Here is a 25,653-nt window from a genome sequence, read left to right on the forward strand (position 1 = left end):
ACGGGACAATGAACAGTCTTCTACGCGCACTTGCGGTATCGACGGCGCTCGCGGCGCTTCCGATTTCGGTCCATGCCCAGGACACCGCGCAGCCTGAATCGGCGCAGCCCCCGCAGGCTGCCACCCCGCAGGCTGCCACCCCGCAGGCTGCCACCCCGACCGCATGGGTCGAGGCGGCGGCGGCCGAGGCGGAGCAGGAGCTGATCGAGTTCCGGCGCCACATCCACCAGCATCCCGAGCTCGGCAACCAGGAGGAGGACACCGCCGCCTATGTCGCCGACCACCTGCGCAAGCTGGGGTTCGAGGTTCACACGGGCATCGCCGGCACGGGCGTCGTGGGGATCCTCAAGGGCGAACTGGACGGCCCGACGGTCGCCTTGCGCGCCGACATGGACGCGCTTCCTGTCAAGGAAGCGACCGGCCTTCCCTTCGCCAGCACCCAGACGGGCGTCTTTCACGGCGACGAGGTTCCGGTCTCGCACGCCTGCGGGCATGACGCCCATACGGCGATGCTGATGTCGGCGGCGACCGTCATGGCGGGGCACCGCGACAAGATCCCCGGAACGGTCGTGTTCATCTTCCAGCCCGCGGAAGAGGGTGCCGCCGACGTCGATCCGTTCCAGCCGGACGCGCCGTCCTGGGGCGCGCGGAAGATGGTCGAGGAGGGCGTGCTCGAACGCTTCGGGGTCGAGGCGATCTTCGGCGTCCACGTCATGGCCAACGCGCACACGGGGCAGATCGAATACAAGCCCGGCGCCGCGCTCAACAGCGCCGACGGCTTCCGGGTCAGGGTGGAAGGACGCCAGGCGCACGGCTCCATGCCGTGGAACGGGGCGGATGCGGTGGTCGCCGGCGCGCATATCATCACCGGGATGCAGACCATCGTCAGCCGCCAGGTCAACCTGCTGCAAGGCATGGGCGTCGTCACCGCGGGCAGCGTGCACGCCGGCACGGCCGGCAACATCGTCCCGGGCGAACTGACCATGGAAGGGACGCTTCGCTCGAACGCGCCCGAGATCCGGGACACGATCCTGGAGGCGCTTCCCGTCATGGTCGAGAACACCGCCGCCGCGCACAAGGTCACCGCCGAGGTGAACATCGCCGAAGCGATGCCGGTCACCATGAACGACGCGGCGCTGACCGAGGCAATGGTTCCGGCCCTGCAGCGGGCGTCGTACGGCAAGGCCCGCGAGATCCCCGTGAACCAGCCGGCGTCCGAGGACTTCGCCTTCTTCGCCGAGAAGGTGCCGGGACTGTACGTGTTTCTGGGCGTCACGCCGGAGGATCAGGAGCTGAGCGAAGCCGCGTCCAACCACCATCCTGCCTTCATGGTGGACGAGACGGCGCTGATCACCGGCGTCCGCTCGCATGTCGAGTTCGTGCTGGGATACGCCGGCTGGAAGGACGAACAGTAAGGCGCGCCAGCAGCGGCAGGTCTGGCGTCACCGGACCTGCCAGCGTGGCGATCCCTTGCGCCGGGCCGGCCCACAGGCCGGCCCGTTTCCGTATCGGCGGGCGGCCCACACGCCGGCCCGTTTTCGCATCACGGGGCCGCCACACGCCGGCCCGCCTTTGGATCAGGGCGCTTTCCGGGACAGGTCGCGGCCGTCTTCCTCGCGCGCGATGACGGCGAAGGACTGGTCAAGCACGACATCGTACTTCAGGCCGTCGCCCGAAACGGCATCGTCCACTTCCCACACGCCGTCGTCCAACTCGATCTCTTCCCAGGCCGTGAAGCCCTCGGCGCGCAAGGCGGCCTCGATCTTCCCCAGCTCCTCGGCGGTGGGGTCGCGGTCGTCGGCCAGCGCGGGCGACAGGGGCGCGACGGCAAGAAGGATGGCGGACAGAAGCCCGAACATTCTGGAAGACATGGCTTTCTCCGTTATCGAGGGCGGCGAGGCGGGATGATCCCGCCCGCCTGTCGGGTCCAACGTGCGAGGCCCTGCGGCGTTCCTGAAAGGAAGGTTCGTGCCAGTCGGGTTCGCACGGCCTGACGCGCTGGGCGGCCGGGCGCTACGTGGCGAAGCGGGTGCGAAGGCAAGGGCGGCCGTCCTTCCCCGCAAGTCCCGGCAGGCGCGGGCCAGTGCGGTTCGATTCCCGGCGCGGACATTCAGGTTGCAAACTGGTCACCTCTGGCCAGCCCTCCCGACACGGGCAATGCGGCCATCGCCGTCAGACAGCGCGCCGCAGTTCGATCGCGGCGTCCAGGTCGAAGCCTGCCACCTCGTAGCCGCGGCGGAAATCCGCGATGTGCCGCCGCATCCACTCTGCCGCGCCCGCGGCATCGCGCGCGGCGATCGCATCGGCGATCGCGCGGTGCGCGTCCAGAAGGCGGTGGCGTGCGGCGGGGACCGCCCGGTAGAGGTCGCGCGTGGCCGAGAACAGCAGCAGCCCCATCGGCGCGGTCGCGAGTTCCAGCGCGCTGTTCGCGGCCGCGTGGCCGATCAGCGCGTGGAAGGCGATGTCGTGGCGGATGACGGCCTCGTCGTCGTCCAGCACGGGGGCCAGCGCCTCGACGCTCGCCCGCAGGGCGGCGGCCTGATCGTCGCTCGCCCGCTCGGCGGCGAGGGCGGCGGCGAAATGCTCCAGCTGCATCTGCACGTCCCAGAGGTCGCGAAAGCTGGCGCCGCGCAGGCCAAGGGCGCGGGCGTTGGTCAGGGCCACGCGCTCGGGGTCGGGCGCCGTCACCTGCAGCCGCTTGGCCGCCACCCGCCGCACGAGCCCGTTGCCTTCCAGCGCGCGCAGCCCCTCGCGCAGGGTCGAGCGGTTCACGCCAAGCGCCTCGGCCAGTTCGGCCTCGATCGGAAGAAGCTCGCCGATCTTCAGCCGCCCGCCGACGATCTCGGCCTCGAGGATGCTGGCAACCTGCTGGTAGCTGTTCGTCTTCGCGGCCCGTGGCAGCATGTGGTTCTCACGGCCTGTCTTCGTAGTTGTCATATTGTCCGACAATGTTAACATGCCGGCGGATCGGCGAGTCAAGGGAAACGGCATGGAACTGCAGGTCACGGGAAAGACGGCGCTCGTCACCGGCGCGTCGGGCGGCTTGGGGGCGCATTTCGCGGGCGTGCTGGCGCGGGCCGGCGCCGCCGTCACGCTGGGCGCGCGCCGCGCCGACCGGCTGGATGACGTCGTGGCGGGGCTCCAGGCCGCCGGGCACAGGGCGGACGCGGTCAGCCTCGACGTGACCGACGAGGCCAGCGTCGCCGCCGTGTTGTCGCAGCGCCGCTTCGACATCGTCGTGAACAACGCCGGGATCAGCGGCTCCGGCATGGCGATCGACATGCCTGCGGACGAATGGGACCGGGTGCTTGCCACCAACCTGCGCGGCAGCTTCCTCGTGGCGCAGGGGGCGGCGCGCGCCATGCGGGACGCGGGAAGCGGCGGCAGCATCGTCAACATCGCCTCCATCCTCGGGCTGCGCGTCGCGGGCGGGGTCGTCGCCTACACCGCCTCGAAGGCCGCCGTGGTGCAGATGACGAAGGCGCTCGCCCTTGAATGGGCGCGCTTCGGGATCCGCGTGAACGCGCTCTGCCCGGGCTATGTCGAAACCCCGATCAACGCCGGGTTCTTCGCTTCGACGGCGGGCCAGGCGTTGATTTCGCGGATCCCGCAGCGCCGACTGGGGCAGGAGGCGGAACTGGACGGGCCGCTGCTGCTGCTGGCGTCGGACGCGGGCAGTTACATCACCGGCGCCACCCTTGCGGTGGATGGCGGGCATCTGGTCTCAACGCTCTGAAGGTGCAGCATGGATTTCACCATCTCCCCCGAACTCGACCGCCTGCGCCGCCAGATCGCCGGGTTCGTCAACGACCGCCTGATTCCGCTGGAGGCCGATGCGGGCAGCTACGACGCGCATGAGAACATCGACGAGGGGCTCCTTGGGACCCTCCGCGCCGAGGCCCGGGCCGCGGGCCTGTGGTGCCTGCAGCTGCCCGAGGATCAGGGCGGGCGCGGGGTCGGACTGCTCGGCATGGCGGTCTGCTACGAGGAAATGAACCGCTCGATCTTCGGGCCGGTCGTCTTCAACTCGGCCGCGCCCGACGACGGCAACATGATGGTGCTGAACCGCCTCGGCACGCCAGAGCAGAAGGAACGCTGGCTGGCGCCGATCGCCCGTGGCGACGTGCGCTCGGCCTTCGCGATGACCGAGCCCGCGCCCGGCGGCGGCTCCGACCCCTCGATGATCCGCACCTTCGCGCGGCGCGAGGGCGACCGCTACGTCGTCGAGGGCCGCAAGTGGTTCATCACCGGCGCCGAGGCGGCCCGGCACTTCATCCTGATCGCCCGCACCTCGGAAGGCGCGAAGGACGCCCATACCGCGCTCATGTTCGACGCCTCGCAGCCCGGCTGGCGCATCGAGCGGCGCATCCCGATCATGGGCCCCGAGGAGCATGGCGGCCATTGCGAGATCGTCTTCGAGGGGCTGGAGATCCCGGCCGCGAACGTCCTGCTGGCCGAGGGCAAGGGGATGCGCGTCACGCAGACCCGCCTTGCCCCGGCGCGGCTCACCCATTGCATGCGCTGGCTGGGCCTCGCCAAGCGCTGCATCGAGGTCGCGACCGAGTACGCCGCCCGCCGCGAGGGCTTCGGCATCCGTCTGGCCGACCGCGAAAGCATCCAGCTGATGCTGGGCGATCTCGCCATGCGGATCGAGGTCGGGCGGCTGCTGGTCGCCAAGGCCGCCTGGGCGCTGGACCGCGGCGAACGCGCGCAGGCCGAGATCTCGATGGCCAAGATCCAGGTTGCCAACGTGCTGCACGACGCCGCCGACCGGGCGATCCAGATCAACGGCGCGCGGGGCTATTCCAAGGACACGGTGCTGGAATGGATCTACCGCTACGCCCGGCAGGCGCGGCTGGTGGACGGCGCGGACGAGGTGCACAAGATGGTCATCAACCGCAACCTGGCCGAAAAGGGCCGCGACTTCTGGCAATGGCCGGTCGAGGGGGTGGAATGACCGCCGAGGCCGCGGCGCTCGGCGGCTGGCTGCGCGACAACCTCGGCCTTGACGGCGCGCCCGAGATCCGGCCGATCGCGGGCGGCCAGTCGAACCCGACCTGGTTCGTGACCGCGGGCGGGCGGCGTCTGGTGCTTCGCAAGCAGCCGCCGGGGCCGCTGCTGAAGGGCGCCCATGCCATCGACCGCGAATACCGCATCCAGCGGGCGCTCGCCGGAACGGACGTGCCGGTGCCGGAGATGGTGGCCTGGTGCGACGACGCTTCGGTGCTGGGCACGCCCTTCTACCTGATGGAGCGGCTCGACGGGCGGGTCTGGCACGAATCCGCGATGCCCGGCGCCGAACCGGCGGAGCGCCGCGACATGTATCTCGCCGTTGCGCGCACGCTGGCGGCCCTGCATTCGATCGACCCCGCCGCGACCGGGCTGGGGGATTACGGCCGCCCCGGCAACTACTTCGCCCGGCAGGTGGCCCGCTGGGGCAAGCAGTGGCAACAGGCCCAGAGCCGCGGCGTCCCGGAGCTTGACCAGCTTCACGACTGGCTGGCCGCACGCATCCCCGAGGATGACGGCATCGTGTCCATCGCGCATGGCGATTTCCGCATCGGCAACATCATGTTCGCGCGCGACCGCCCCCGTGTCGCCGCCGTCCTCGACTGGGAGCTTTCGACCCTCGGGCACCCGATGGCCGACCTCGGCTTCTTCTGCATGTTCTGGCGCGCGCGGCAGGACGAATACGGCGGCCTCGCCGATCTGGACTGGCGCGCCCTGGGCATCCCCTCGCGAAAGGAGTTCGTGCAGGAATACATTGCCGCGAGCCGCCATGCCGTCGCGCTGACGCCGTTCCACGAGGCCTTCGCCCTGTTCCGCTTCGCTGTGATCTTCGTCGGCATCGCCGACCGCGCTTTGCAGGGCAACGCCGCCGGCGATGCGGCCGGCGATGCGATGCGGCTGGCGCGGGCGTATGCGGGGCACGGCCTGGCGGCGGCAGAGGCCGGCTGAGTCTCGCCAAACGGCACGATTGGTTGCCGCGAACGCGTGGGAAAGCCGCGTTGGCGCGGCCTGTGCGTCCCTGCGAAGGCACGAGGGCCGGAATTTCGTGGCTGGAGCCGGCAGGCGCGGCGGGGCGCGGGGTCCACCTTGGGAGAATCGCGTCCGCCCGCAGCCTTGTTCAGGGCCGGGGCGGACGATCCAGCGACGCGCTCTGCGTCGGTCCGGGCTGACCTGCGGCGCTCGCCCGCTCAGGCGCGCGCCAAGGCCGCCTGATCCGGCAGTCTCGCGGAAGAGCGCCGCCCTGCGAGCAGGTCTCTCCCTTCCTGCCCGCGGTCGGCCGTGAAAGCGCCCGGCCTCAGATGTCGAACACGACGCCCTGCGCCAGCGGCAGCGCGCGGGAATAGTTGATCGTGTTCGTCGCGCGGCGCATGTAGCCGCGCCACGCGTCCGATCCGCTTTCGCGCCCGCCGCCGGTTTCCTTCTCGCCGCCGAAGGCGCCGCCGATCTCGGCGCCCGAGGTGCCGATGTTGACGTTGGCGATCCCGCAGTCCGAGCCCGAGGCCGACAGGAAGGCCTCGGCCTCGCGCAGGTCCAGCGTGAAGATCGAGGACGACAGCCCGGCCCCCACCGCGTTGTGCTGCGCGATGACGTCCTCGAAGTCGGTGTAGCGCATGACGTACAGGATCGGGGCGAAGGTCTCTTCCAGCACCGGGCCGGACTGGCGCGGCATCTCGACCAGCGCGGGCCGGGCGTAGAACGCGGCCTCGGGGCCGGCGTCGGCCACCCGCTCGCCGCCGTGGACGGTGCCGCCCTCGGCCCGGGCCGCGTCCAGCGCGGCCTGCATCCCCTCCCACGCGGCGCGGTCCACCAGCGGGCCGACCAGCGCCTGCGTGGTCAGCGGATTGCCGACCGAGACCGAGCCGTAGGCCTTGATCAGCCGCGGCACCAGCTGGTCATAGACGCTGTCGTGGACGAACAGGCGGCGCATGGTGGTACAGCGCTGACCGGCCGTTCCCATGGCCCCGAAGGCGATCGCGCGCAGCGCCATGTCGAGATCGGCCGAAGGCGTGACGATGCCGGCGTTGTTGCCGCCGAGTTCCAGGATCGAGCGTCCGAACCGCGCCGCGACCTTCGGGCCGACCTGCCGGCCCATGCGGGTCGATCCGGTGGCCGACACCAGCGCCACGCGCGGATCGTCCACCAGCGCGGACCCGACCTCGCGCCCGCCGATCACCACCTGCGACAGGCCTTCGGGCGCGTCGCCGAAGCGTTCCAGCGCGCGGTCGAGGATGGACTGGCACGCGAGCGCCGTCAGCGGCGTCTTCTCGGACGGCTTCCAGACGACCGGGTTGCCGCAGACCAGCGCCAGCGCCGAGTTCCAGGACCAGACGGCGACCGGGAAGTTGAAGGCGCTGATGATGCCCACGACCCCCAGCGGGTGCCATGTTTCCATCATCCGGTGCCCGGCGCGCTCGGTCGCGATGGTCAGGCCGTAGAGCTGGCGCGACAGTCCCACGGCGAAGTCGCAGATGTCGATCATCTCCTGCACCTCGCCCAGCCCCTCGGACGGGCTCTTGCCCGCCTCGATCGAGACGAGCCGGCCGAGGTCGGTCTTGGCGGCGCGCAGTTCCTCGCCCAGCAGGCGCACCAGCTCGCCCCGGCGCGGCGCGGGAACCTCGCGCCAGACGCGGAAGGCCTCTGCCGCGCGGCCCACGGCGGCGGCGACGGCGGCCGCGTCATGTTCGGGCAGCGAAGCCGTCCGCTCGCCCGTGACCGGCGAGAAGCTTTCCAGCGTGCCGCCGGTGTAAAGCGCGGGGTCCACCCCGAGGCGGTCGAGGACGTCGCGCGTGTCGCTGGCGATGCTGAAGGTCATGTCGTGCCGGTCGTAGGTCATGTCCGTTCCTTGTGTGTCTGCCGCGCCCCGGGCCCCCCTTGGGCATGTCGCGACGCGCTGGTCGTTGCTGCGGCCGGAAGCCATGCAGGTCGTACCGGCCGGGCGCCGCCAGCCTGAGGCAACCGACCGGCCCGACTCGTCGATCGCCAATAGCATAGTCCATTGGACACGGCGCCGGAAGCCGCCCGTTTCCCGTCGCGCCGCGGGGCGCGTCATTCCAGCCGGAAGTGCTGTTCGGACCACCGCTTCCATCTCGACCGGGCTTGCCAGCAGGGGCCCGAGATCTTCCCGGTCAGGCTGAGCCTGAAGTCGGCCATCTCGCGATCATCGCCAATGCACCGCGATGCGCCCCCTACCGAAGCCCTGGCCGCGCGCGGTGGCCATACCGCCCGACCTCGGCCACATCGCCCACGAACGCCGCCGTGGGTGGACACCGCCCAGACAGGCGGCCACCCCGCGCTGCTGGCGTGGTGACGGCTTCCCGCGCGACGGAAGACCGGGGCGGGTTCCCGTGACCCGCGCGGCCGCTACTCCGCCGCGACCGCGCCGGGGTTGTTCGGGTGCGTGGTCCAGTCGGCGTGCTTGAACGACACCACGCGGCCGGTGCGCGGGTCCACGTCGCCTTCGGCCATCCGCTCCATCGTGATGCAGTCCTCGACCGGGCAGACGTTGACGCAGAGGTTGCAGGCGACGCACTCGTCATCCTTCACCTCGAACACGCGTCCCGGCAGCATGGCGATGGCCTGGTGGCTGGTATCCTCGCACGCGGCATAGCAGCGCCCGCACTTGATGCAGAGGTCCTGGTGGATGAATGCCTTGCTGACCGCGTTGAGGTTGAGGTCCTTCCAGTCGCAGACGTTCGGGACCGCGCGGCCCGTGAGGTCGGCCAGCGCCATGCCGCGTTCGTCGAGATATTCCGACAGGCCCGAGATCATTTCCTGCACGATCCGGAAGCCGTAGGTCATCGCCGCGGTGCAGACCTGCACGTTGCCCGCCCCCAGCGCCATGAACTCGGCCGCGTCGCGCCAGGTGGTGATGCCGCCGATGCCGCTGATCGGCAGGCCGCGGAGATCCGGGTTCCGCGCGATCTCGGCCACCATGTTCAGCGCGATGGGCTTCACCGCCGGACCGCAATAGCCGCCATGCGCGCCGCGCCCGTCGATCGTGGGCTCGGGCGCGAACAGGTCGAGATCGACCGAGGTGATCGAGTTGATCGTGTTGATGAGGCTGACCGCGTCCGCGCCCCCCGCCTTCGCCGCGGCCGCGGGCTTGCGGATGTCGGTGATGTTCGGCGTGAGCTTCACGATCACCGGCATCCGGGTGTTCGCCTTGACCCAGCGCGTCACCATCTCGATGTATTCCGGGACCTGCCCCACTGCCGACCCCATGCCGCGCTCCGACATGCCGTGCGGGCAGCCGAAGTTCAGCTCCACCCCGTCGGCGCCGGTCGCCTCGACCCGTGGCAGGATGAACTTCCACGGCTCCTCCTCGCAGGGGACCATCAGGCTCACCACGACCGCGCGGTCGGGGTAGTCGCGCTTGACCGAAACGATCTCGTCGAGGTTCACCTGCAGCGGCCGGTCGGTGATCAGCTCGATGTTGTTGAGGCCCAGAAGCCTGCGGTCCGCGCCCCAGATCGCGCCGTAGCGGGGGCCGTTCACGTTGACGATGTGCGGGTCGAGGCCCAGCGTCTTCCAGACGACCCCGCCCCAGCCCGCCTCGAAGGCGCGGCGGACGTTGTATTCCTTGTCGGTGGGCGGGGCCGAGGCGAGCCAGAACGGGTTCGGCGACCGGATCCCCGCGAAAGTCGATGCCAGGTTTGCCATGGCGTTTCTCCTCAGCGCATCAGGCTGGTGTGGATGTCCATCGCGGCGTCGCGTCCCTGCGCCACCGCCGTCACGGTCAGGTCGTCCCCGCCCATGGCGCAGTCGCCCCCGGCCCAGACGCGGGGGGTGCGGGTGCGGCCGGGGCCGTCCACGACGATCTTGCCGCCTTGCGTCGGGGGCAGGGCGGCGGGGTCGAGCCGCTGCCCGATCGCAAGCAGCAGCTGGTCGGCGGGAATGCGGACCCGCTCGCCCGGCCGGTCGAAGACGACCGCCGCGACCCGGCCGGCGCCTTCGACGGCGACGGGCACCGCCTCGTGCAGCACATGCACGCCCCGCGCGGCGGCGAGTTCCTGTTCGTAGAGGCTCGCCTTCATCCGCGCCTGCGGGCCGCGATAGGCCAGCGTCACGTTGGTCGCCCCCAGGAGCTTTGCCTGCACCGCCGCGTCCACCGCGGTCATGCCGCCGCCGATGACGACCACGTCGCGCCCGATCGGCACCGCGGCCGGGTCGGACTGGCGCAGCGCGGCGATGAAATCGACCGCATCGTCGACGCCGGGCAGGTCGATGCCGGGGATGTCGAGCCCGTTCGTTCCGGCAAGGCCCACGCCGACGAACACGGCGTCGAACTCGGAAAGCAGGCTTTCCAGCGTGAAGTCACGCCCCAGCGCGACGCCGTTCTGCAAGGCGATGCCGCCGATCCGCAGCAGCCACTCCACCTCGGCCTGCGCGAAGCCGCCGGTGGTCTTGTAGGTGGCGATGCCGAACTCGTTCAGCCCGCCGGGTTTGGGGCGCGCGTCGAGCAGCGCGACCCCGTGCCCCAGCATTGACAGCCGGTGCGCGCAGGCAAGGCCCGCAGGCCCCGCGCCGACGACGGCGATGCGCTTGCCCGTGTCCTCTGCCCGGGCGAAGGGGTGGGCCCCCTGCCGCTGCAGGTGGTCGGTGGCGTAGCGTTGCAGGCGCCCGATCTCGACCGGCTTGCCCTCGGCCAGTTCGCGCACGCAGGCCTGTTCGCACAACGTCTCGGTCGGGCAGACGCGGGCGCACATCCCGCCGAGGATGTTCTGCGACAGGATCGTTTTGGCGGATGCGTCGGGCGTCCCGGTCACGATCTGGCGGATGAACAGCGGGATGTCGATCGAGGTGGGGCAGGCGGTGACGCAGGGCGCGTCGTGGCAGAAATAGCAGCGGTCGGCGGCGACCTGCGCTTCGTGCGGGTCGAACGGCGGGTGCAGGTCGGCGAAGTTCGCGGCGTAGGCGTCGGGCGTCAGGCGGCCGGCGGTGATCCCGCCTTGTGTGCCGCTGCTCGCCCCCGTGGTCGGGGTGTCCATCGTGGTCTCCTGCTGGCGAGGCACGATTCGACGGTACGACCAGACCGGATTTTATCAAACGGTAAAATTGCGCCCGGCGAACTTTTCAAATCGTGCGCCTAGGGCGTGAGCAGGCGGCGGTACATCTGATCGAGGAACGCGCCCGCGTCGCCCGCGCGGTCGCCCGGCGCCACGATCTCGATCTGCGCCGCGAAGTCGGCATGGTGCTGCGTGAGCGCCCAGATCGAGAAGAGCAGCTGCACCGGATCGACCGCCGCAAGCCGCCCCTGCGCGATCCAGCCCTGGATCAGCGCCACCGTCTCGTCCACCAGCGGCCGCAGCCCGTCAGTGAGAAAGCCGGAAATCCGCGGCGCGCCCGCGATGATCTCGCCCGCGAACAGGCGGCTTTCGCGGGGATAGTCGTGCGACATGGCGAGCTTGCGCCGGACGTAGCGCAGGATCTCCTCGACCGGCTCGCCGCCGGGGTCGATGCCGCGCAGGGGGGCGAGCCAGTGGTCCAGCAGATCGCCCAGGAGCCGCGCGTGCACGTCCTCCTTGCTGGGGAAGTAGTAAAGCAGGTTCGGCTTCGACATCCCCGCGCGCTCGGCGATCTGGTCCAGCGTCGTGCCGCGGAAGCCGTGCATGGCGAACACGTCGAGCGCCGCTTCCAGGATCGCCGATTCGGTCTGCTGGCGGCGGGCGCTGCGGGCGGGGCTGGCAGCTGGCTGATCCTCGGCCGCGGGCATCGATGCTCCTTTTCCGGGCAATCCGGGGCTGGCTGCGGGCCGCCTTGCGAAATCGTTGACAGCGGGAATGGCCGCTCCCTACGCTGATCCTGACCGATTGGTCAAATCAAGTCACGGGAGCCGAGATGCCTTCAGCCGCCGACGACATGCCAGCCACGACAGCCGGCACCAGTTCCGCATCAGGTCACGTCACCGCCAACCTCCGCGTCGATGGCGCGCGGCTGTGGGACAGCCTGATGGAGATGGCGAAGATCGGGCCGGGCGTGGCGGGCGGCAACAACCGCCAGACCCTGACCGACGCCGACGGCGAGGGTCGGGCCCTGTTCCGCCGCTGGTGCGAGGCCGCGGGCATGACCGTCGCCGTGGACCGCCTTGGCACGATGTTCGCCCGCCGCGAGGGGACCGATCCCGACGCAGCCCCGGTGTGGATGGGCAGCCACCTCGACACCCAGCCCACTGGCGGCAAGTACGACGGCGTCTTGGGCGTGCTCGGCGCGCTCGAGGTCGTCCGCACGCTCGACGACATGGGCGTGCGCACCCGCCGCCCGATCGTGGTGGTGAACTGGACCAACGAGGAAGGCACCCGCTTCGCCCCGGCGATGCTCGCCTCGGGCGTCTATGCGGGGATGCACGACCTCGACTGGGCGCTCGACCGGACCGACGCGGACGGCAAGCGCTTCGGCGACGAACTGGAACGGATCGGCTGGGCCGGGGACGAGCCGGTCGGCGGCCGCCCGATCCACGCGCTGTTCGAGCTGCACATCGAGCAGGGCCCGATCCTCGAGGCGGAAGGCAAGGAGATCGGCGTCGTCACCCACGGCCAGGGGCTCTGGTGGATCGAGGTCACGCTGACGGGGAAGGCGGCGCATACCGGCTCGACCCCCATGAACATGCGGGTGAACGCGGGCCTCGGCATGGCGCGGATCATCGAGGCCGTGCACCGCATCGCGATGGACAGCCAGCCCGACGCGGTCGGCGCGGTGGGCCACGCGAACGTCTATCCCAACAGCCGCAACGTGATCCCGGGAAAGGCCGTCTTCACGATCGACTTCCGCAGCCCCGACCGCGAGAAGCTGGACACGATGCGGGCGCGGCTGGAGGCGGAGGCGCCCCGGATCGCGGCGGAGCTGGGGCTGGGGATCGAGATCGAATCGACCGGCCACTTCGACCCGGTGACGTTCGACCCGGGCCTGGTCGCCACCGTCCGCAACGCGGCCGAGCGCCTGGGGCTCAGCCATCGCGACATCGTGTCGGGCGCGGGCCACGACGCCTGCTGGATCAACCGCGTCGCCCCCACCGCGATGATCATGTGCCCCTGCGTCGACGGCCTGAGCCACAACGAGGCCGAGGAGATCACGGAAGCCTGGGCCCGGAACGGCACCGACGTGCTGCTGCACGCGGTGCTGGATGCGGCGGAGGTGGAGGGGTGAACCCGTTTGATGATGCCGACAAGATAATCCTCGTAAATGTTCAGAGCACTCTAGCAGCCAATATTGCAATGAACATGTTTTTCGACTCCCACGAGCTGCACGGACGATTTTTGGGGCTGTGCTCGACCGAGGACGTAAGGAAAGACGGTGCCGCTAGACGGAAGACGGCCCTGCTATATGTCGGGCTGATTACGGACGTTGTTAGGCAGGGTCCCGGGCAGCGCTACGAGACATATTCACCAACGAGCTTTGATCTTTCTGACGTTCAGTCAATGCTCACAAAGTTTCCTTCCATCGCGAAGGATTCTAACTACTTCTATATCGTAGACAGCTTTATTCCCGTCGGCGTGCGAAATACGGCGGATAATGATCGCTGGCCGCCGCTCAAGAGATCAATTAAGAAAATTACCGGACAGTCTGACCCATTTGACTCGGCGGAACTTCTGGTCTTAGCACTCAACGATATTCCCGAGTATCCTCTAGGAGCCAAGGAATGACCACCGTCATCCGCAACGGCACCATCGTCACCGCCGACCTCACCTGCAAGGCCGACGTCCTGATCGAGAACGGCCGCATCGCCGCCATCGGACAGGGCCTTACCGGCGACACGACGCTCGACGCGACTGGCTGCCTCGTCATGCCGGGCGGGATCGACCCGCACACGCATCTGGAAATTCCGTTCATGGGCACCTACTCGGCCGACGACTTCGACAGCGGCACGCGTGCCGCGCTCGCGGGCGGCACCACCATGGTCGTCGATTTCGCGCTGCCCGCGCCGGGGCAGGGGCTGCTCGATGCGCTCAGGATCTGGGACAACAAGACCGCGCGGGCGCATTGCGACTACAGCTTCCACATGGCCGTGACCTGGTGGGGCGAGCAGGTGTTCGACGAAATGGCCGACATCGTCGGCCGCGGCATCACCAGCTTCAAGCACTTCATGGCCTACAAGGGCGCCCTGATGGTGAACGACGAGGAGATGTTCGCCAGCTTCACCCGCGTCGGCGACTTAGGCGGGGTGGCGCTCGTCCATGCCGAGAACGGCGACGTGGTGGCGGAACTGTCCGCGCGGCTGCTCGCCCAGGGGAACACCGGGCCCGAGGCGCACGCCTATTCGCGCCCGCCGCAGGTCGAGGGCGAGGCGACCAACCGCGCCATCATGATCGCCGACACGGCGGGGGTGCCGCTCTATGTCGTCCACACCTCCTGCGAGGACTCGCACGAGGCGATCCGCCGCGCCCGGCAGGCGGGCAAGCGGGTCTGGGGCGAGCCGCTGATCCAGCATCTCGTGCTGGACGACAGCGAGTACGCGAACCCCGACTGGGACCACGCCGCGCGGCGGGTGATGTCGCCGCCGTTCCGCAACCGGCGCCACCAGGACAGCCTGTGGGCGGGGCTGGCGGCGGGCAGCCTGTCCTGCGTCGCCACCGACCATTGCGCCTTCACGACCGAGCAGAAGCGCACGGGCTTGGGCGACTTCACGAAGATTCCGAACGGCACCGGGGGCCTGCAGGACCGGATGCCGGTGCTCTGGACCGAAGGGGTCGGCACCGGGCGGCTGACCCCGAACGAGTTCGTCGCCGTCACCTCGACCAACATCGCGAAGATCCTCGGGATGTATCCGCGCAAGGGCGCGGTGCTGGTGGGCTCCGACGCCGATCTCGTCGTCTGGGACCCGCAGGCGGAGCGGACGATCACCGCGGCGGACCAGCAGTCCGCGATCGACTACAACGTGTTTGAGGGGCGCCGCGTGAAGGGACTGCCGCGCTACGTCCTGACCCGCGGCCATGTCGCGGTGACGGACGGCGCGATGTCGAGCCGCGAGGGCCACGGCGAGTTCGTCGCCCGCGAGCCGCGGGGCGAGGTGAACCGCGCGCTGTCGAGCTGGAAGGCACTGACCGCGCCCCGACCCGTGCCGCGCGGCGGCATTCCGGTGAGCGGGGTGTGATGAACAGCCCGCGGCCCGCGCTGCGTCCCGCGCCCGCCGCGGAAACCGCGAACCCGGTGATCGAGGCCCGCGGCGTCTCGCTCACCTTCCCGACCGCAGACGGGCCGGTCCATGCGTTGAAGGACGTGAACCTGACCATCGCGCAGGGTGAGTTCGTCAGCTTCATCGGCCCTTCGGGTTGCGGCAAGACGACGTTCCTGCGCGCGATCGCAGCGCTGGAAAGCCCGACCGCGGGGCAGCTCACGGTCAACGGGATGTCCCCCGATGCGGCGCGGCGGGCGCGGGCCTATGGCTATGTGTTCCAGGCGCCGGGGCTTTATCCGTGGCGGACCATCGCCGGGAACATCTCGCTGCCATTGGAGATCATGGGCTTCGACAAGGCCGACCGGCAGCGGCGGATCGCCCGCGTGCTGGAGCTGGTGGAGCTGTCGCAGTTCGGCGGGCGCTACCCGTGGCAGCTGTCGGGGGGAATGCAGCAGCGCGCCTCGATCGCGCGGGCGCTCGCGTTCGACGCGGACATCCTGCTGATGGACGAGCCGTTCGGCGCCCTGGACGAGATCGTGCGCGACCGCCTGAACGAGGCGCTGCGCGCGCTGTGGGCGCGCACCGGCAAGACCATCGGCTTCGTCACCCACTCGATCCCCGAGGCGGTGTACCTGTCGACCCGCATCGTCGTCATGTCGCCGCGCCCGGGCCGGATCACCGACGTGATCGAAAGCCCCTTGCCGCGCGACCGCCCGCTGGAGATCCGCGACAGCAAGGAGTTCGCGGAGATCTCGCACCGGGTCCGCGAGGGGCTGCGGGCGGGGCATGCGGGTCACGGGGATGAGTGAGCCTGCGGTCCCGACGGCCCTCGTCGCGGCGTCCGTCACGCGGCGCGGGTGGGGTTGGGGAAAAGCAGGCCAGTCGGTCCTGCCGGTCCTCACCGTCCTCGCCGCGATCGTCGCGGCCTGGTATCTGGCCGCCGTCTGGATGAACGCGTCTTGGGTCCGCGACCAGGCCGCGCGGGCGGGCGAGACGGTGACCGCCGCGCAGGTGGTCCGCGCCACGATGGTGCAGGAACGCCCCGTCCTGCCGGCGCCGCACCAGGTCGCGGCGGGGCTGTGGGACGGGGTGGCGGGGCAGAAGATCACCTCGAAGCGCAGTCTCGTCTGGCACGGCTGGATCACCCTGTCGGCGACGCTCGCGGGGTTCGCGCTGGGGTCGTCGGCGGGGATCCTGCTTGCCGTGGGGATCGTCCACAGCCGGGTCATGGACCTGTCGATCATGCCGTGGGCGGTGGCGTCGCAGACCGTACCGATCTTGGCCATCGCGCCGATGGTGATCGTGGTTCTGGCGAGCGTGGGCGTCACGGGGCTGCTGCCCAAGGCGCTGATTGCGGCGTGGCTGTCGTTCTTCCCGGTGCTGGTCGGGATGGTGAAGGGCCTGCGCGCGCCCGATCCCATGCAGTTCGACCTGATGCGGTCGTGGAACGCGGGCGGCGGGCAGGTGCTGCGCTACCTGCGGCTGCCGTCGTCGCTGCCGTGGCTGTTCGCGTCGCTCAAGGTCGCGATCGCGGCGGCGCTGGTGGGGACGATCGTGGGCGAGCTGCCGGCGGGCGCGACGCAGGGCCTTGGCGCGCGACTGTTGTCGGGCAGCTATTACGGACAGACGATCCAGATCTGGTCGGCGCTGTTCGCCGCCGCGATCCTCGCCGCCGCGCTGGTCTGGCTGATCGGCGCCATCGAGCGGGTGACGCTGCGCCGCATGGGGCTGGCGCGATGACGGCGGCGGCCCCGCGCCTCGGCGTCCTCGCGCTGGCGGCCCTGGTCCTGGTCGCGGCGCTGTGGGATGCGCGGCTGGGGCTGCTTGCGGCGCTCTGGGCTGTGGGGTGGCTAGCCAACGGGCTGTTGGCCCGGCGCGGTGGACGGGCGGCGCAGGCGGCGATCCCGATGGTCTTCGGGGTGACGCTGCTCGCGCTGTGGGAGATCGGGGTGCGGGTCTACGCGGTCCCCTCGGTCATCCTGCCCGCGCCCTCGGCCATCGGCGCGCGCTTCGCGGCCAGTCTGCCGATGATCCTGTCGGACCTCTGGCAGACGCTGGTGAAGGGTGCGCTCACCGGCTGGCTGATCGGCACGGCGCTGGCGGTCGCCACCGCCATCGCCATCGACCGGGTGCCGTTCCTGCAACGCGGCCTTCTGCCCATCGGCAACTTCGTCGCCGCGCTGCCGATCGTGGGGATCGCGCCGATCCTCGTGATGTGGTTCGGGTTCGACTGGCAGTCCAAGGCCGCGGTCGTCGTGGTGATGGTGTTCTTCCCGATCCTCGTGAACATGGTCGCGGGCCTTGCCGCGACCGACGCCATGCAGCGCGACCAGATGGCGACGTGGAGCGCGGGCTACTGGGAAAGCCTCGCGAAGCTGCGCCTGCCGGCGGCGATGCCGTTCCTGTTCAACGGGCTCAAGATCACCACCACCCTCGCCCTCATCGGCGCGATCGTGGCCGAGTTCTTCGGCAGCCCGACCCGCGGCATGGGGTTCCGCATCTCGACCGCGGTGGGGCAGATGGACCTCGCGCTCGTCTGGGCCGAGATCCTGATGGCGGCGCTGGCGGGGTCCGCGCTTTACGGGGCCGTGTCGGCAGTCGAGTCCCGCGTCACCTTCTGGCACCCGTCACAACGGACATAACGGGCGAGAACGCCCCCAACAGTGGAGTGGAGAATGACCAGACTGATGATCTCGTCCGCCGCGCTGGCCCTGCTGGCCGGTGCCGCAAACGCCGCCGACCCGCTGACGCTGCAACTCAAGTGGGTCACGCAGGCCCAGTTCGCGGGCTATTACGTCGCCGAGGACAAGGGCTTCTACGACGAAGAGAACCTCGACGTCACGATCCAGCCCGGCGGGCCGGACATCGCGCCGACGCAGGTTCTGGCGGGGGGCGGCGCCGACGTCGCCGTGGAATGGATGCCGGCGGCGCTGGCCGCGCGCGAAAAGGGGCTGCCGATCGTCAACATCGCGCAGCCGTTCAAGTCGTCGGGGATGATGCTGACCTGTCTCAAGGAAAGCGGCGTCACGGACCCCGCCACCGACTTCAAGGGCAAGACGCTGGGCGTCTGGTTCTTCGGGAACGAATACCCGTTCCTCAGCTGGATGGCGCATCTCGGCCTGCCCACGACGGGCGGACCGGACGGCGTGACCGTCCTCAAGCAGGGCTTCAACGTCGATCCGCTGCTGCAGAAGCAGGCGTCCTGCATCTCGACCATGACCTACAACGAATACGGGCAGGTGCTGGACGCGGGCATCAGCCCCGACGACCTCGTGACCTTCAAGTACGAGGACCAAGGCGTCGCCACGCTGGAGGACGGGCTCTACACGCTGGAATCGACGCTCGCCGACCCGGCGATGGAGGATCGGCTGGTCCGCTTCGTCCGCGCCTCGATGAAGGGCTGGAAATACGCCGAGGAGAACCCCGAGGAAGCCGCGCAGATCGTCCTCGACAATGACGAGACCGGCGCCCAGACCGAGGCGCACCAGGTCCGCATGATGCAGGAGGTGGCCAAGCTCACCGTCGGATCGAACGGCGCGCTGGACGAGGCGGACTACCAGCGCACGGTCGACACGCTGCTGGCGGGCGGGTCGGACCCGGTGATCTCGAAGGCGCCGGACGGCGCATGGACCCACGCGATCACGGACAAGGCGCTGCAATAGGGCCCTGCGGCAGGGCGGGCGGCGGGCGCCGTCAGGGCGACCCGCCGATCACCACCATCCCGGCCGCGTCCACAGTGACCGGGATCGCATCGAGCGCGCAGCCAAGGCCCAGCCCCTCGACCCCTGCGCCGTCTTCCAGCCGGAAGGCGGCGTCGTGGTTGGTGCAGCGCAGCATGGTCCCGTCGGCGCTGATGACGTTCGGGCCGCGGTGGTCGAGCGGCAGGTACTGGTGCGGGCAGGCGTTGACATAGGCCCGCAGCGTCCCGCCGTTCCGGGCGAGGATCACCGGGAAGCGCGCGACCATGACGCTGCGCGTGCCCGGATCGGGAATGGCTTCGACGGGGCAGAGGGGGGTGCCGTCGGCGGGGGCGCCACGGTACTTGCGCCAGGCGTCGGTCATGGGGGTTCCCCGGAAAGGCGGGCGGCCGCGGGGGCCGCCCGGAACGGATCAGGCCGTCAGCACGCCGCGGCGGATCTGGTCTTCCTCGATCGACTCGAACAGGGCCTTGAAGTTGCCCTCGCCGAAGCCGTCGTCGCCCTTGCGCTGGATGAACTCGAAGAAGATCGGCCCGATCACGGTTTTCGAGAAGATCTGCAGCAGGATGCGCGTCTCGCCGCCCTGCACCACGCCTTCGCCGTCGATCAGGATGCCGTGCTTTTCCAGCTTCTCGATCGGCTCGTCGTGGCCCTTCACCCGGTCGAAGGACTTGTCGTAGTAGATCGCGGGCGGGCCCGGCATGAACTCCAGCCCCCGCGCCGCGATCGCGTCGGTCGCGGCGTAGATGTCCTCGGTCCCGACGGCGATGTGCTGGATCCCCTCGCCCTTGTATTCGCGCAGGTATTCCTCGATCTGGCTCTTGTCGTCGGAGCTTTCGTTGATCGGGATGCGGATCTTGCCGTCGGGCGAGGTCAGCGCGCGGCTGGTCAGCCCGGTCTGCTTTCCGGCGATGTCGAAATAGCGGATCTCGCGGAAGTTGAACACGTCGGCGTAGAACCGGTACCACGTGCTCATGTTGCCGCGCATGACGTTGTGGGTCAGGTGGTCGAGATAGTAGAAGCCCACGCCCGCGGGCTTCGGGTCGGCCTCGCCCAGCCACGTGAACTCGGCCTCGTAGGGCGAGCCCTTGTCGCCGTAGGTTTCGACCAGGTACAGCAGCGACCCGCCGATGCCGATGACGGCAGGGACGTCCAGGCTCTTGTCGCTGCCGGTGTACTCCTTCGCGCCGTAGTCGAGGCAGCGTTGCAGCGCGACCTTCGCATCGACCACGCGCCACGCCATTGCGGGGGCGCAGGGGCCGTGTTCCTGGACGAAGCGGGCGGCGTGGCTGCCCGGCTCGCGGTTCAGGACGTAGTTGATGTTGCCCTGCCGGTACAGCGAGATGTCCTTCGTGCGGTGGCGGGCGACTTCGGTATAGCCCATGCGCTGGAACAGGCTTTCCAGCTCCTCGGGGCGCGGGTGGGCGAATTCGACGAACTCGAAGCCGTCGGTGCCGGCCGGGTTCGCCTCGCTGATGACGGCCCGCGGGGCGTCGTGCGGGAAGGGTCCCATGATGTTTCCTCACTCCTCGTTGTGGATGGACCATACAGCATCGGGGGGAGGCGGCGAAACAACGGATCGTTGCAAATGATGCGATTTGCCGCAGGGGCGGAAACGCGACCGTCGATCCGGCGCCCCGGGTGGGGTTGAACGGGCAGCCGGGCGCGTGCACCCGATCGGCCGCCGGACCCCGGCCGTTGCCGGAGGGACAGCGCCGGGTCGTAGCCGACAGGCCGGTGGGCGATCCGCGCGCGCTGCCGGTAAGGTCGCTGGGCGGCTGGTCCGTGGATGCGGGCGGCGCGGAACCGACGGCCGGCAACCGGCGGGGCAGCCGGAATTGTCGTTGTTCGCCGACAGGTTGCGCCCGCGCGGACGCGCACCGGCGGACTCGCGCTCAGCGGCCGGCACCACCGCAGCGCGAGCCCGCACGAGATTGTCCTTTCCAGACAAGGCGGTTATCTGCTTTGATGATGGACAGGGGGCCCAGCCCGGCACGCCCGAGCGTATCGGAAACGGCGGCTCTCCAGATTGTCTGTTTTGTCTTCGCTTCGGCAGATTGCGCCATTTCCCATGTCCCGTGAAAAGCCCTTCATCGCATCCGTCACCGCCCGGGATGACGTATTCCCCGGGCAGCAACCGTTTGCAGAAGGTGGCCTGACCGGCCGCGAGATGGCCGCCTACAACTGGGCCGACCATCCGCTGGGACTGCCGCAGCACTGGGACCCGCTGCTTCTCGCGATGGTCAACACGCTGCTGGGTTCGGCCGAATCGAGCTATCTCGTCTGGGGCGAGGAGATGTGGTTCTTCTCGAATGACGCCTATCGCCCGGTCCTCGGGCCGCGGGTCGCCGATGCCGTCGGCACGACCTTGCCGATGCTGTGGGCCGATGCGTGGCCTGCGGTTCGGTCCATGGCCGGGCGGGCGATGGCGGGCGAGGCGAGTTCGGTCAGCGACTTCCATATCCGGATGGCCCGCTACGGCGTCCCCGAGGACACGTGGTGGACGTTCAGCTATTCGCCCGTCCGCGATGCCCGCGGCCGCGTCGCGGGCTTTCTGTGCATCACCAACGAGACGACCGGGGCGGTGACGACCGCGGCCCGCCTGCGGTCGTCCGAAGCGCAATGGCAGGCGCTCTTCGACGCCCTGCAGGAAGGGCTGCTGGTGGGCGAACTGATCCGCGGCGAGGACGGGCGGATCGACGATTTCAGGCTGGAGGAGTTCAACCCGGCCTGGCAGCGGCTGAGCGGGATCGAGGACCGTTCCGTCAAGGGCCGGACCGTCCGCGAGGTGTTCGGCCAGGTCGACAGCTACTGGATCGACATGGCCACGCAGGTGGTCGAGCGGCAGGCGGCGCAATCCTTCGTCCGCCAGTTCGGCGCGACCGGACGGTCATACGACGGGGTCGCGCAGCCTCTGGGCGGCGACCGCTTCGTGCTCGTGTTCTCGGACGTGACCGATCGGGTCCGGTCGGAACAGGAGCGGTCCGACATCGAGCAGCGCCGCCGGCTTGCGGTGGAGATCGGCGACGTCGGCCTGTGGGACATCGACCTCAGCACCGGGACGCTGGACTGGGACCGCAACACCTGCCTGCTGTTCGGCAGTTCCGAGTCGAGCAGGCCCAAGCTGTCGGACATGATCGCCGCGATCCATCCCGGCGACCGGCCGGAGTTCGAGCGCCGCTTCGCCGCCGCCTGCGACGGCGGCGAGGTGTTCGAGATGAAGTTCCGCGTGATCGGCCTGGACGACGGGATCGAGCGCCGGGCATCGATGAAGGGCGTGTCCCTGCGCGAGGGCGAGGGTAACGGTGAAGGCGCGGGCGGCGGGCACAGCGCAGGCTTGCTGGTGGGCTTGCATCGCGACTTGTCGGGCGGCTTGCATCGCGGCGGCGCGCCGGTCCGCTTCGTGGGCGCCGTGCGCGACATCACCCGCCGGGTCCGCAACGAACATCGCCGCGCGACGCTGAACAACGAGCTTGCGCACCGGATGAAGAACACGCTGGCGGTGGTTTCCGCGATCGTGTCGCAGACGCTGCGCGACGCCCCGGACGTGGAGTCCGGCCGGCTTGCCACGATTGCCCGGATCCGGGCCTTGTCGGCGGCGAACGACGTCGTGATGACCGGGCACCGGAACGCCGCCACCATCCGGTCCATCGTCGAGGGCGCGGCCGCGGTCCACGACCAGGGCCGGCGGATCATGTTCGACGGGCCCGACCTGACCATCGGCGCGCGCTCGGCGCTGTCGCTGTCGCTCATCGTGCACGAGCTGGCGACGAACGCGGGCAAGTACGGTGCGCTGTCGGTCCCCGAGGGCCGGGTCAAGCTGGCCTGGTCGGTGGAGCAGGACGGCGGGTCCGGCGCGCCGATGCTGTCCTTTCACTGGGCGGAAAGCGGCGGGCCGCCGGTCAGGCGACCGAAAAGCCGCGGCTTCGGAACCGAACTGCTGGAAATGGGGCTGGCGGACTCGGGCGCCGGGCGGGTGCGGATTGACTATGCCGTGACAGGGGTGCAGTGTCACCTGACCGCGCCGCTGGCCGAGGTGACGAACGATGGCGACGCGCTGCCGCTGCCCGATGAGGTCGCGCCCGATGCGTGATCGCGCGGCCCGGGTTCCACCCGCCTGATCATGCCGCCCGATCCGGCCGCCTGACAGGGGCGCGCGCTCCGGTCACTCGGTCAGGCTCAGCGCCGTCTAAGGGCCCGGATCGTCGACGGTTACCGTCAGCGCCGCCTTTGGGGCCGTGCGGTTCCGCGGTCAGCTCCATGATGGACAGGGGCGGACCGACCGGAACCTGCCCCAGCACCTCGCCAGTCTTGGTGAACACCGGGGCCGAGGTGTCGTCCGTCGGGCTGCCGATCAGCCCGTCACCCACGCGCACGGGTTCCGGGCCGTTCACCCCTGGGGTTGTGCTGGGAAAGATTCGCCCGGAGTTCGCCGGTGACCCGTGGAAACTTCCCCCTGCGGTTCGATCCTCGCGCCCAGCCCCCTGACGACGCCGAGCACAAGGTGCCCCGCGAAGCCGCGACTCAGCGCCCCGGCCAGTCACGCCCCCCGGCCGTCACGTCCCTATCCCGTCACGCCACGCGGCGGCCGCCAACCCATGTCTCGCGCAGGACCGGGGTCGCGTCCAGCATCGAGAAGCGGATCAGGTCGGCGCGGCGGCCGGGCTCGATCCGGCCGCGGTCGGTGAGGCTCGCGGCTTCGGCGGGGTTCGCGGTGACGGTCGCGATCGCGCGGGGCAGGTCGTCCCAGATCCCGCCCAGGATCGCCGCGCCCGCCAGAAGCGATGCGGGCACGTAGTCCGACGACAGGATGTCGAGCCGGTCGGCGCGGGCGAGGTCGGCTGCCGCCGCGTTGCCGCTGTGCGACCCGCCGCGCACGAGGTTCGGCGCGCCCATGATCGTGCGGATGCCGTGGTCCCGGCAGGCGTCGGCGGCTTCCATCGTGGTCGGGAACTCGGCCAGCCGGATCCCGTAGGCGGCCGAGGTCGCGACCTGCTCGGGCGTGGTGTCGTCGTGGCTCGCCAGCACCGCGCCCAGCCGGCCCGCCGCCGCGACTGCCGCCGCCTCGTGCAGCGCGCCGTAGCGGGCCTGCAGGTCGGTCAGGCGGCGGATGTGGTCGGCGAAGGCCTCGTCCGACATGCGGTGCTTGCCCTGCACGTAGAGCGCGAGCTTGCTTATGTCGCGGAACTGCCGCTGCCCCGGCGTGTGGTCCATCAGGCTGACGAGGCCCACGCGGTCGGCGGCCGAGAACTCGTCGAGTTCGGCCACCAGCGTTTCCGAACAGACCTCGGCCCGCAGGTGGATGTAGTGGCTGATCCGCAGCGCGTCGGTGTCGAGCAGGGCCATGATCTCGGACGCCAGCGGGCGGGCGTAGCGGGGATAGTCGGCCTCTTCCTCCTCGATCGAACCGACGCGCAGGGCGTCGAACACCGTCGTGATCCCGACGCTCGCCAGTTCCGCGTCGTGCGCCACGATGGCGGCGGCGTGCGGCCAGTTGACGCCGGGGCGGGGCTGGATGTGGCGTTCCAGGTTGTCGGTGTGCAGTTCCACCATGCCGGGCGAGAGATAGTCGCCGCCGCAGTCGATCGCGCCCGCCGGGACGCGGCTCCCCTCGTCGATGCCGGCGATCAGCCCGTCGCGGACCAGAAGGCTGCCCCTCGCGACACGGTCGGGCAGGATCAGGGAGGCGTTGGCGAAGACGGTCTCGGCGGTCATGGAAAGCTCGTGTCTGAGGGGGCGGGCAGCAGCGCAAGGACCGCCTGCACGGCATGGTCCAGCGGGCCGGAATTGTCGATGCGGTGGATGGGCGTTCCGGCGAGCGAAGGCAACGGGGTGTCGGCGCCGAGCAGGCGTTCCCCGATCGCGTCGGCATCCTCGCGCCCCCGCGCGCTGAGGCGCCGGGCCAGCACGTCCGGGCGGGCGGTGACGTGGACCACGCTCAGTGGCGCCAGCGCGCGGACGGCCTGCGGCAGCACGGCGCGCGAGAGGTTCACGAAAAGGATCCGGCCCGCGGCCTGCGCGCCGCGAACCTCGCGCGGGATGCCGTAGGACAGGCCGTGCGCGTCCCAGTCGAGGACGAAGCGGCCCGCCGCCCGGTCGCGGTCGAAGCTGTCGCGGGTCGCGGCCTCGAAGGGTTCGGTCGGGTCGGGGGGCCGTGTGACGACGCGGCACGCCAGCAGCACGTCCGGCCGGGCGCGGGCCACCGCCGCCATCACGCTGTCCTTGCCCGCGCCGGAGGGTCCGACGAAGGCGAAGCACGGCGCCGGCGCGGGGGCGCGGGCGGTTCCGGGCGCGGGCTCCGTCGTCATGCCGCTGTCCGGTCGGGGCCGAAGGTCGTCACGACCGCCTGCCGGGCGAGGGCGCGCCCCTCGTCGCCGCCGGGAGCGCCCGGAGTCGGGAGCGGCTCGGCCACGTTCTCGATGCGGGAGAGGCGGGGGACGACGCGGCGGATGGAGCCCGCGTCGATCCGGTCGTTGTGCCGGGCCAGCCTTGTGGGCGCCGATTTCCCCGCGCCGGACGCGCCGGCAAGCGCCACGCCTTTGCCGGGCAGGGGGTGCGGCCGCGCCCGTTCGATCACCCGCAGCGCCGTGCCACCCCGCTTGTCGAGGGTGAAGGCCCCGGTCACGTCTTGATCGTCGATCATCGTCATACCTGCGCGGCCGAGGACACGAGAAGCTGCCTACAGGCGTGGCGCGGGTCGTCAAGCACCTGATCCGCCAGCGCGGTTCCGACGAGGTGCCTGTTCTCACCAGCATCGAGCGACGAAGCATCTCAGCGCCAACGCTCCCCGCGCGGTGCTTCGCGGGCTGTTCCGCGGGCGCGGCAGGCGCTAGG

Annotated in this window: 23 protein-coding genes; 12 read left to right on the forward strand and 11 right to left on the reverse strand. The window is 70.2% G+C overall.

The window, feature by feature from the left end; genetic code table 11:
- Positions 1-8: 8 nt before the first annotated feature.
- Entirely contained in the window at positions 9-1,415 is a 1,407-nt protein-coding gene (locus ELI80_RS06295) for an amidohydrolase (protein WP_136650268.1), read from the forward strand.
- A 162-nt stretch (positions 1,416-1,577) separates the two neighbouring features.
- Here ELI80_RS06295 and ELI80_RS06300 read toward each other — a convergent pair whose 3' ends face one another.
- Both ELI80_RS06300 and ELI80_RS06305 read right to left on the reverse strand, forming a co-directional pair.
- Entirely contained in the window at positions 1,578-1,871 is a 294-nt protein-coding gene (locus ELI80_RS06300) for a PepSY domain-containing protein (protein ID WP_136650269.1), read from the reverse strand.
- Between the two features lie 301 nt (positions 1,872-2,172).
- A complete protein-coding gene (locus ELI80_RS06305) occupies positions 2,173-2,904 on the reverse strand; it encodes a FadR/GntR family transcriptional regulator (RefSeq protein WP_161596431.1) in 732 nt (243 codons plus the stop codon).
- A gap of 85 nt (positions 2,905-2,989) precedes the next feature.
- Between ELI80_RS06305 and ELI80_RS06310 the strand changes: the two genes are divergently transcribed.
- Genes ELI80_RS06310 through ELI80_RS06320 form a run of 3 tightly spaced genes read left to right on the forward strand, consistent with a single transcriptional unit; the run spans position 2,990 to position 5,958 of the window.
- On the forward strand, positions 2,990-3,736 hold the full coding sequence (locus ELI80_RS06310) for an SDR family NAD(P)-dependent oxidoreductase (protein ID WP_136650271.1): 747 nt from the start codon (positions 2,990-2,992) through the stop codon (positions 3,734-3,736).
- A gap of 9 nt (positions 3,737-3,745) precedes the next feature.
- Positions 3,746-4,957 (forward strand): acyl-CoA dehydrogenase family protein, encoded by a 1,212-nt coding sequence (locus ELI80_RS06315; protein ID WP_136650272.1) that lies wholly within the window; start codon positions 3,746-3,748, stop codon positions 4,955-4,957.
- Positions 4,954-5,958, forward strand: coding sequence for a phosphotransferase family protein (locus tag ELI80_RS06320; protein WP_136650273.1), 1,005 nt, complete (start codon positions 4,954-4,956; stop codon positions 5,956-5,958). Before ELI80_RS06315 ends, ELI80_RS06320 begins: the two co-directional genes overlap by 4 nt.
- Positions 5,959-6,304: 346 nt before the next feature.
- Here the strand turns inward: ELI80_RS06320 and amaB are convergent, their stop codons facing one another.
- From amaB to ELI80_RS06340, 4 genes are all read right to left on the reverse strand, one after another.
- Positions 6,305-7,843, reverse strand: coding sequence for an L-piperidine-6-carboxylate dehydrogenase (gene amaB / locus ELI80_RS06325; RefSeq protein ID WP_438943056.1), 1,539 nt, complete (start codon positions 7,841-7,843; stop codon positions 6,305-6,307).
- A 527-nt stretch (positions 7,844-8,370) separates the two neighbouring features.
- Complete coding sequence (gene preA, locus ELI80_RS06330; protein ID WP_136650274.1) at positions 8,371-9,669, reverse strand: NAD-dependent dihydropyrimidine dehydrogenase subunit PreA; 1,299 nt, start codon at positions 9,667-9,669, stop codon at positions 8,371-8,373.
- Between the two features lie 11 nt (positions 9,670-9,680).
- Positions 9,681-10,997, reverse strand: a complete 1,317-nt coding sequence (locus ELI80_RS06335) for an NAD(P)-dependent oxidoreductase (protein WP_136650275.1) — start codon at positions 10,995-10,997, stop codon at positions 9,681-9,683.
- A gap of 98 nt (positions 10,998-11,095) precedes the next feature.
- Entirely contained in the window at positions 11,096-11,722 is a 627-nt protein-coding gene (locus tag ELI80_RS06340; RefSeq protein ID WP_136650276.1) for a TetR family transcriptional regulator C-terminal domain-containing protein, read from the reverse strand.
- Positions 11,723-11,868: 146 nt separating this feature from the next.
- On the opposite strand from ELI80_RS06340, the gene ELI80_RS06345 reads away from it, so the two are divergent.
- The 7 genes from ELI80_RS06345 to ELI80_RS06375 are packed head-to-tail and all read left to right on the forward strand — an operon-like array spanning position 11,869 to position 18,783.
- A complete protein-coding gene (locus ELI80_RS06345) occupies positions 11,869-13,152 on the forward strand; it encodes a Zn-dependent hydrolase (protein ID WP_136650320.1) in 1,284 nt (427 codons plus the stop codon).
- Entirely contained in the window at positions 13,149-13,649 is a 501-nt protein-coding gene (locus ELI80_RS06350) for a hypothetical protein (RefSeq protein ID WP_136650277.1), read from the forward strand. Before ELI80_RS06345 ends, ELI80_RS06350 begins: the two co-directional genes overlap by 4 nt.
- Entirely contained in the window at positions 13,646-15,097 is a 1,452-nt protein-coding gene (hydA, locus tag ELI80_RS06355) for a dihydropyrimidinase (RefSeq protein WP_136650278.1), read from the forward strand. Before ELI80_RS06350 ends, hydA begins: the two co-directional genes overlap by 4 nt.
- The gene (locus ELI80_RS06360; protein WP_136650279.1) at positions 15,097-15,930 is read left to right on the forward strand and encodes an ABC transporter ATP-binding protein; all 834 of its coding nucleotides are present in this window, start codon (positions 15,097-15,099) and stop codon (positions 15,928-15,930) included. Before hydA ends, ELI80_RS06360 begins: the two co-directional genes overlap by 1 nt.
- The gene (locus ELI80_RS06365; RefSeq protein ID WP_136650280.1) at positions 15,923-16,861 is read left to right on the forward strand and encodes an ABC transporter permease; all 939 of its coding nucleotides are present in this window, start codon (positions 15,923-15,925) and stop codon (positions 16,859-16,861) included. The genes ELI80_RS06360 and ELI80_RS06365 overlap by 8 nt, the downstream gene beginning before the upstream one ends.
- Positions 16,858-17,763, forward strand: a complete 906-nt coding sequence (locus tag ELI80_RS06370; RefSeq protein ID WP_136650281.1) for an ABC transporter permease — start codon at positions 16,858-16,860, stop codon at positions 17,761-17,763. Before ELI80_RS06365 ends, ELI80_RS06370 begins: the two co-directional genes overlap by 4 nt.
- A 33-nt stretch (positions 17,764-17,796) precedes the next feature.
- A complete protein-coding gene (locus tag ELI80_RS06375) occupies positions 17,797-18,783 on the forward strand; it encodes an ABC transporter substrate-binding protein (protein ID WP_136650282.1) in 987 nt (328 codons plus the stop codon).
- A gap of 31 nt (positions 18,784-18,814) precedes the next feature.
- Here the strand turns inward: ELI80_RS06375 and ELI80_RS06380 are convergent, their stop codons facing one another.
- Entirely contained in the window at positions 18,815-19,183 is a 369-nt protein-coding gene (locus ELI80_RS06380) for a Rieske (2Fe-2S) protein (RefSeq protein WP_136650283.1), read from the reverse strand.
- A gap of 48 nt (positions 19,184-19,231) precedes the next feature.
- A complete protein-coding gene (gene hppD / locus ELI80_RS06385) occupies positions 19,232-20,332 on the reverse strand; it encodes a 4-hydroxyphenylpyruvate dioxygenase (protein WP_136650284.1) in 1,101 nt (366 codons plus the stop codon).
- Positions 20,333-20,989: 657 nt separating this feature from the next.
- Between hppD and ELI80_RS06390 the strand changes: the two genes are divergently transcribed.
- Positions 20,990-22,912 carry a PAS domain-containing HWE histidine kinase family protein gene (locus tag ELI80_RS06390; protein ID WP_161596432.1) on the forward strand — a complete coding sequence of 641 codons (1,923 nt, stop codon included), beginning with the start codon at positions 20,990-20,992 and terminating at the stop codon, positions 22,910-22,912.
- Between the two features lie 479 nt (positions 22,913-23,391).
- Here ELI80_RS06390 and ELI80_RS06395 read toward each other — a convergent pair whose 3' ends face one another.
- From ELI80_RS06395 to ELI80_RS06405, 3 genes are read right to left on the reverse strand one after another with little or no spacing between them, the layout of a single operon-like run.
- Positions 23,392-24,534 (reverse strand): alpha-D-ribose 1-methylphosphonate 5-triphosphate diphosphatase, encoded by a 1,143-nt coding sequence (locus ELI80_RS06395; RefSeq protein WP_136650286.1) that lies wholly within the window; start codon positions 24,532-24,534, stop codon positions 23,392-23,394.
- Positions 24,531-25,127: a ribose 1,5-bisphosphate phosphokinase PhnN gene (locus ELI80_RS06400; protein ID WP_136650287.1), complete on the reverse strand. Its 597-nt coding sequence runs from the start codon at positions 25,125-25,127 to the stop codon at positions 24,531-24,533. The genes ELI80_RS06395 and ELI80_RS06400 overlap by 4 nt, the downstream gene beginning before the upstream one ends.
- Positions 25,124-25,462 (reverse strand): phosphonate C-P lyase system PhnL family protein, encoded by a 339-nt coding sequence (locus ELI80_RS06405; protein WP_136650288.1) that lies wholly within the window; start codon positions 25,460-25,462, stop codon positions 25,124-25,126. Before ELI80_RS06405 ends, ELI80_RS06400 begins: the two co-directional genes overlap by 4 nt.
- Positions 25,463-25,653 lie beyond the last annotated feature (191 nt).

The organism is Paracoccus aeridis (assembly GCF_004923205.2).
Classification (GTDB): domain Bacteria; phylum Pseudomonadota; class Alphaproteobacteria; order Rhodobacterales; family Rhodobacteraceae; genus Paracoccus; species Paracoccus aeridis.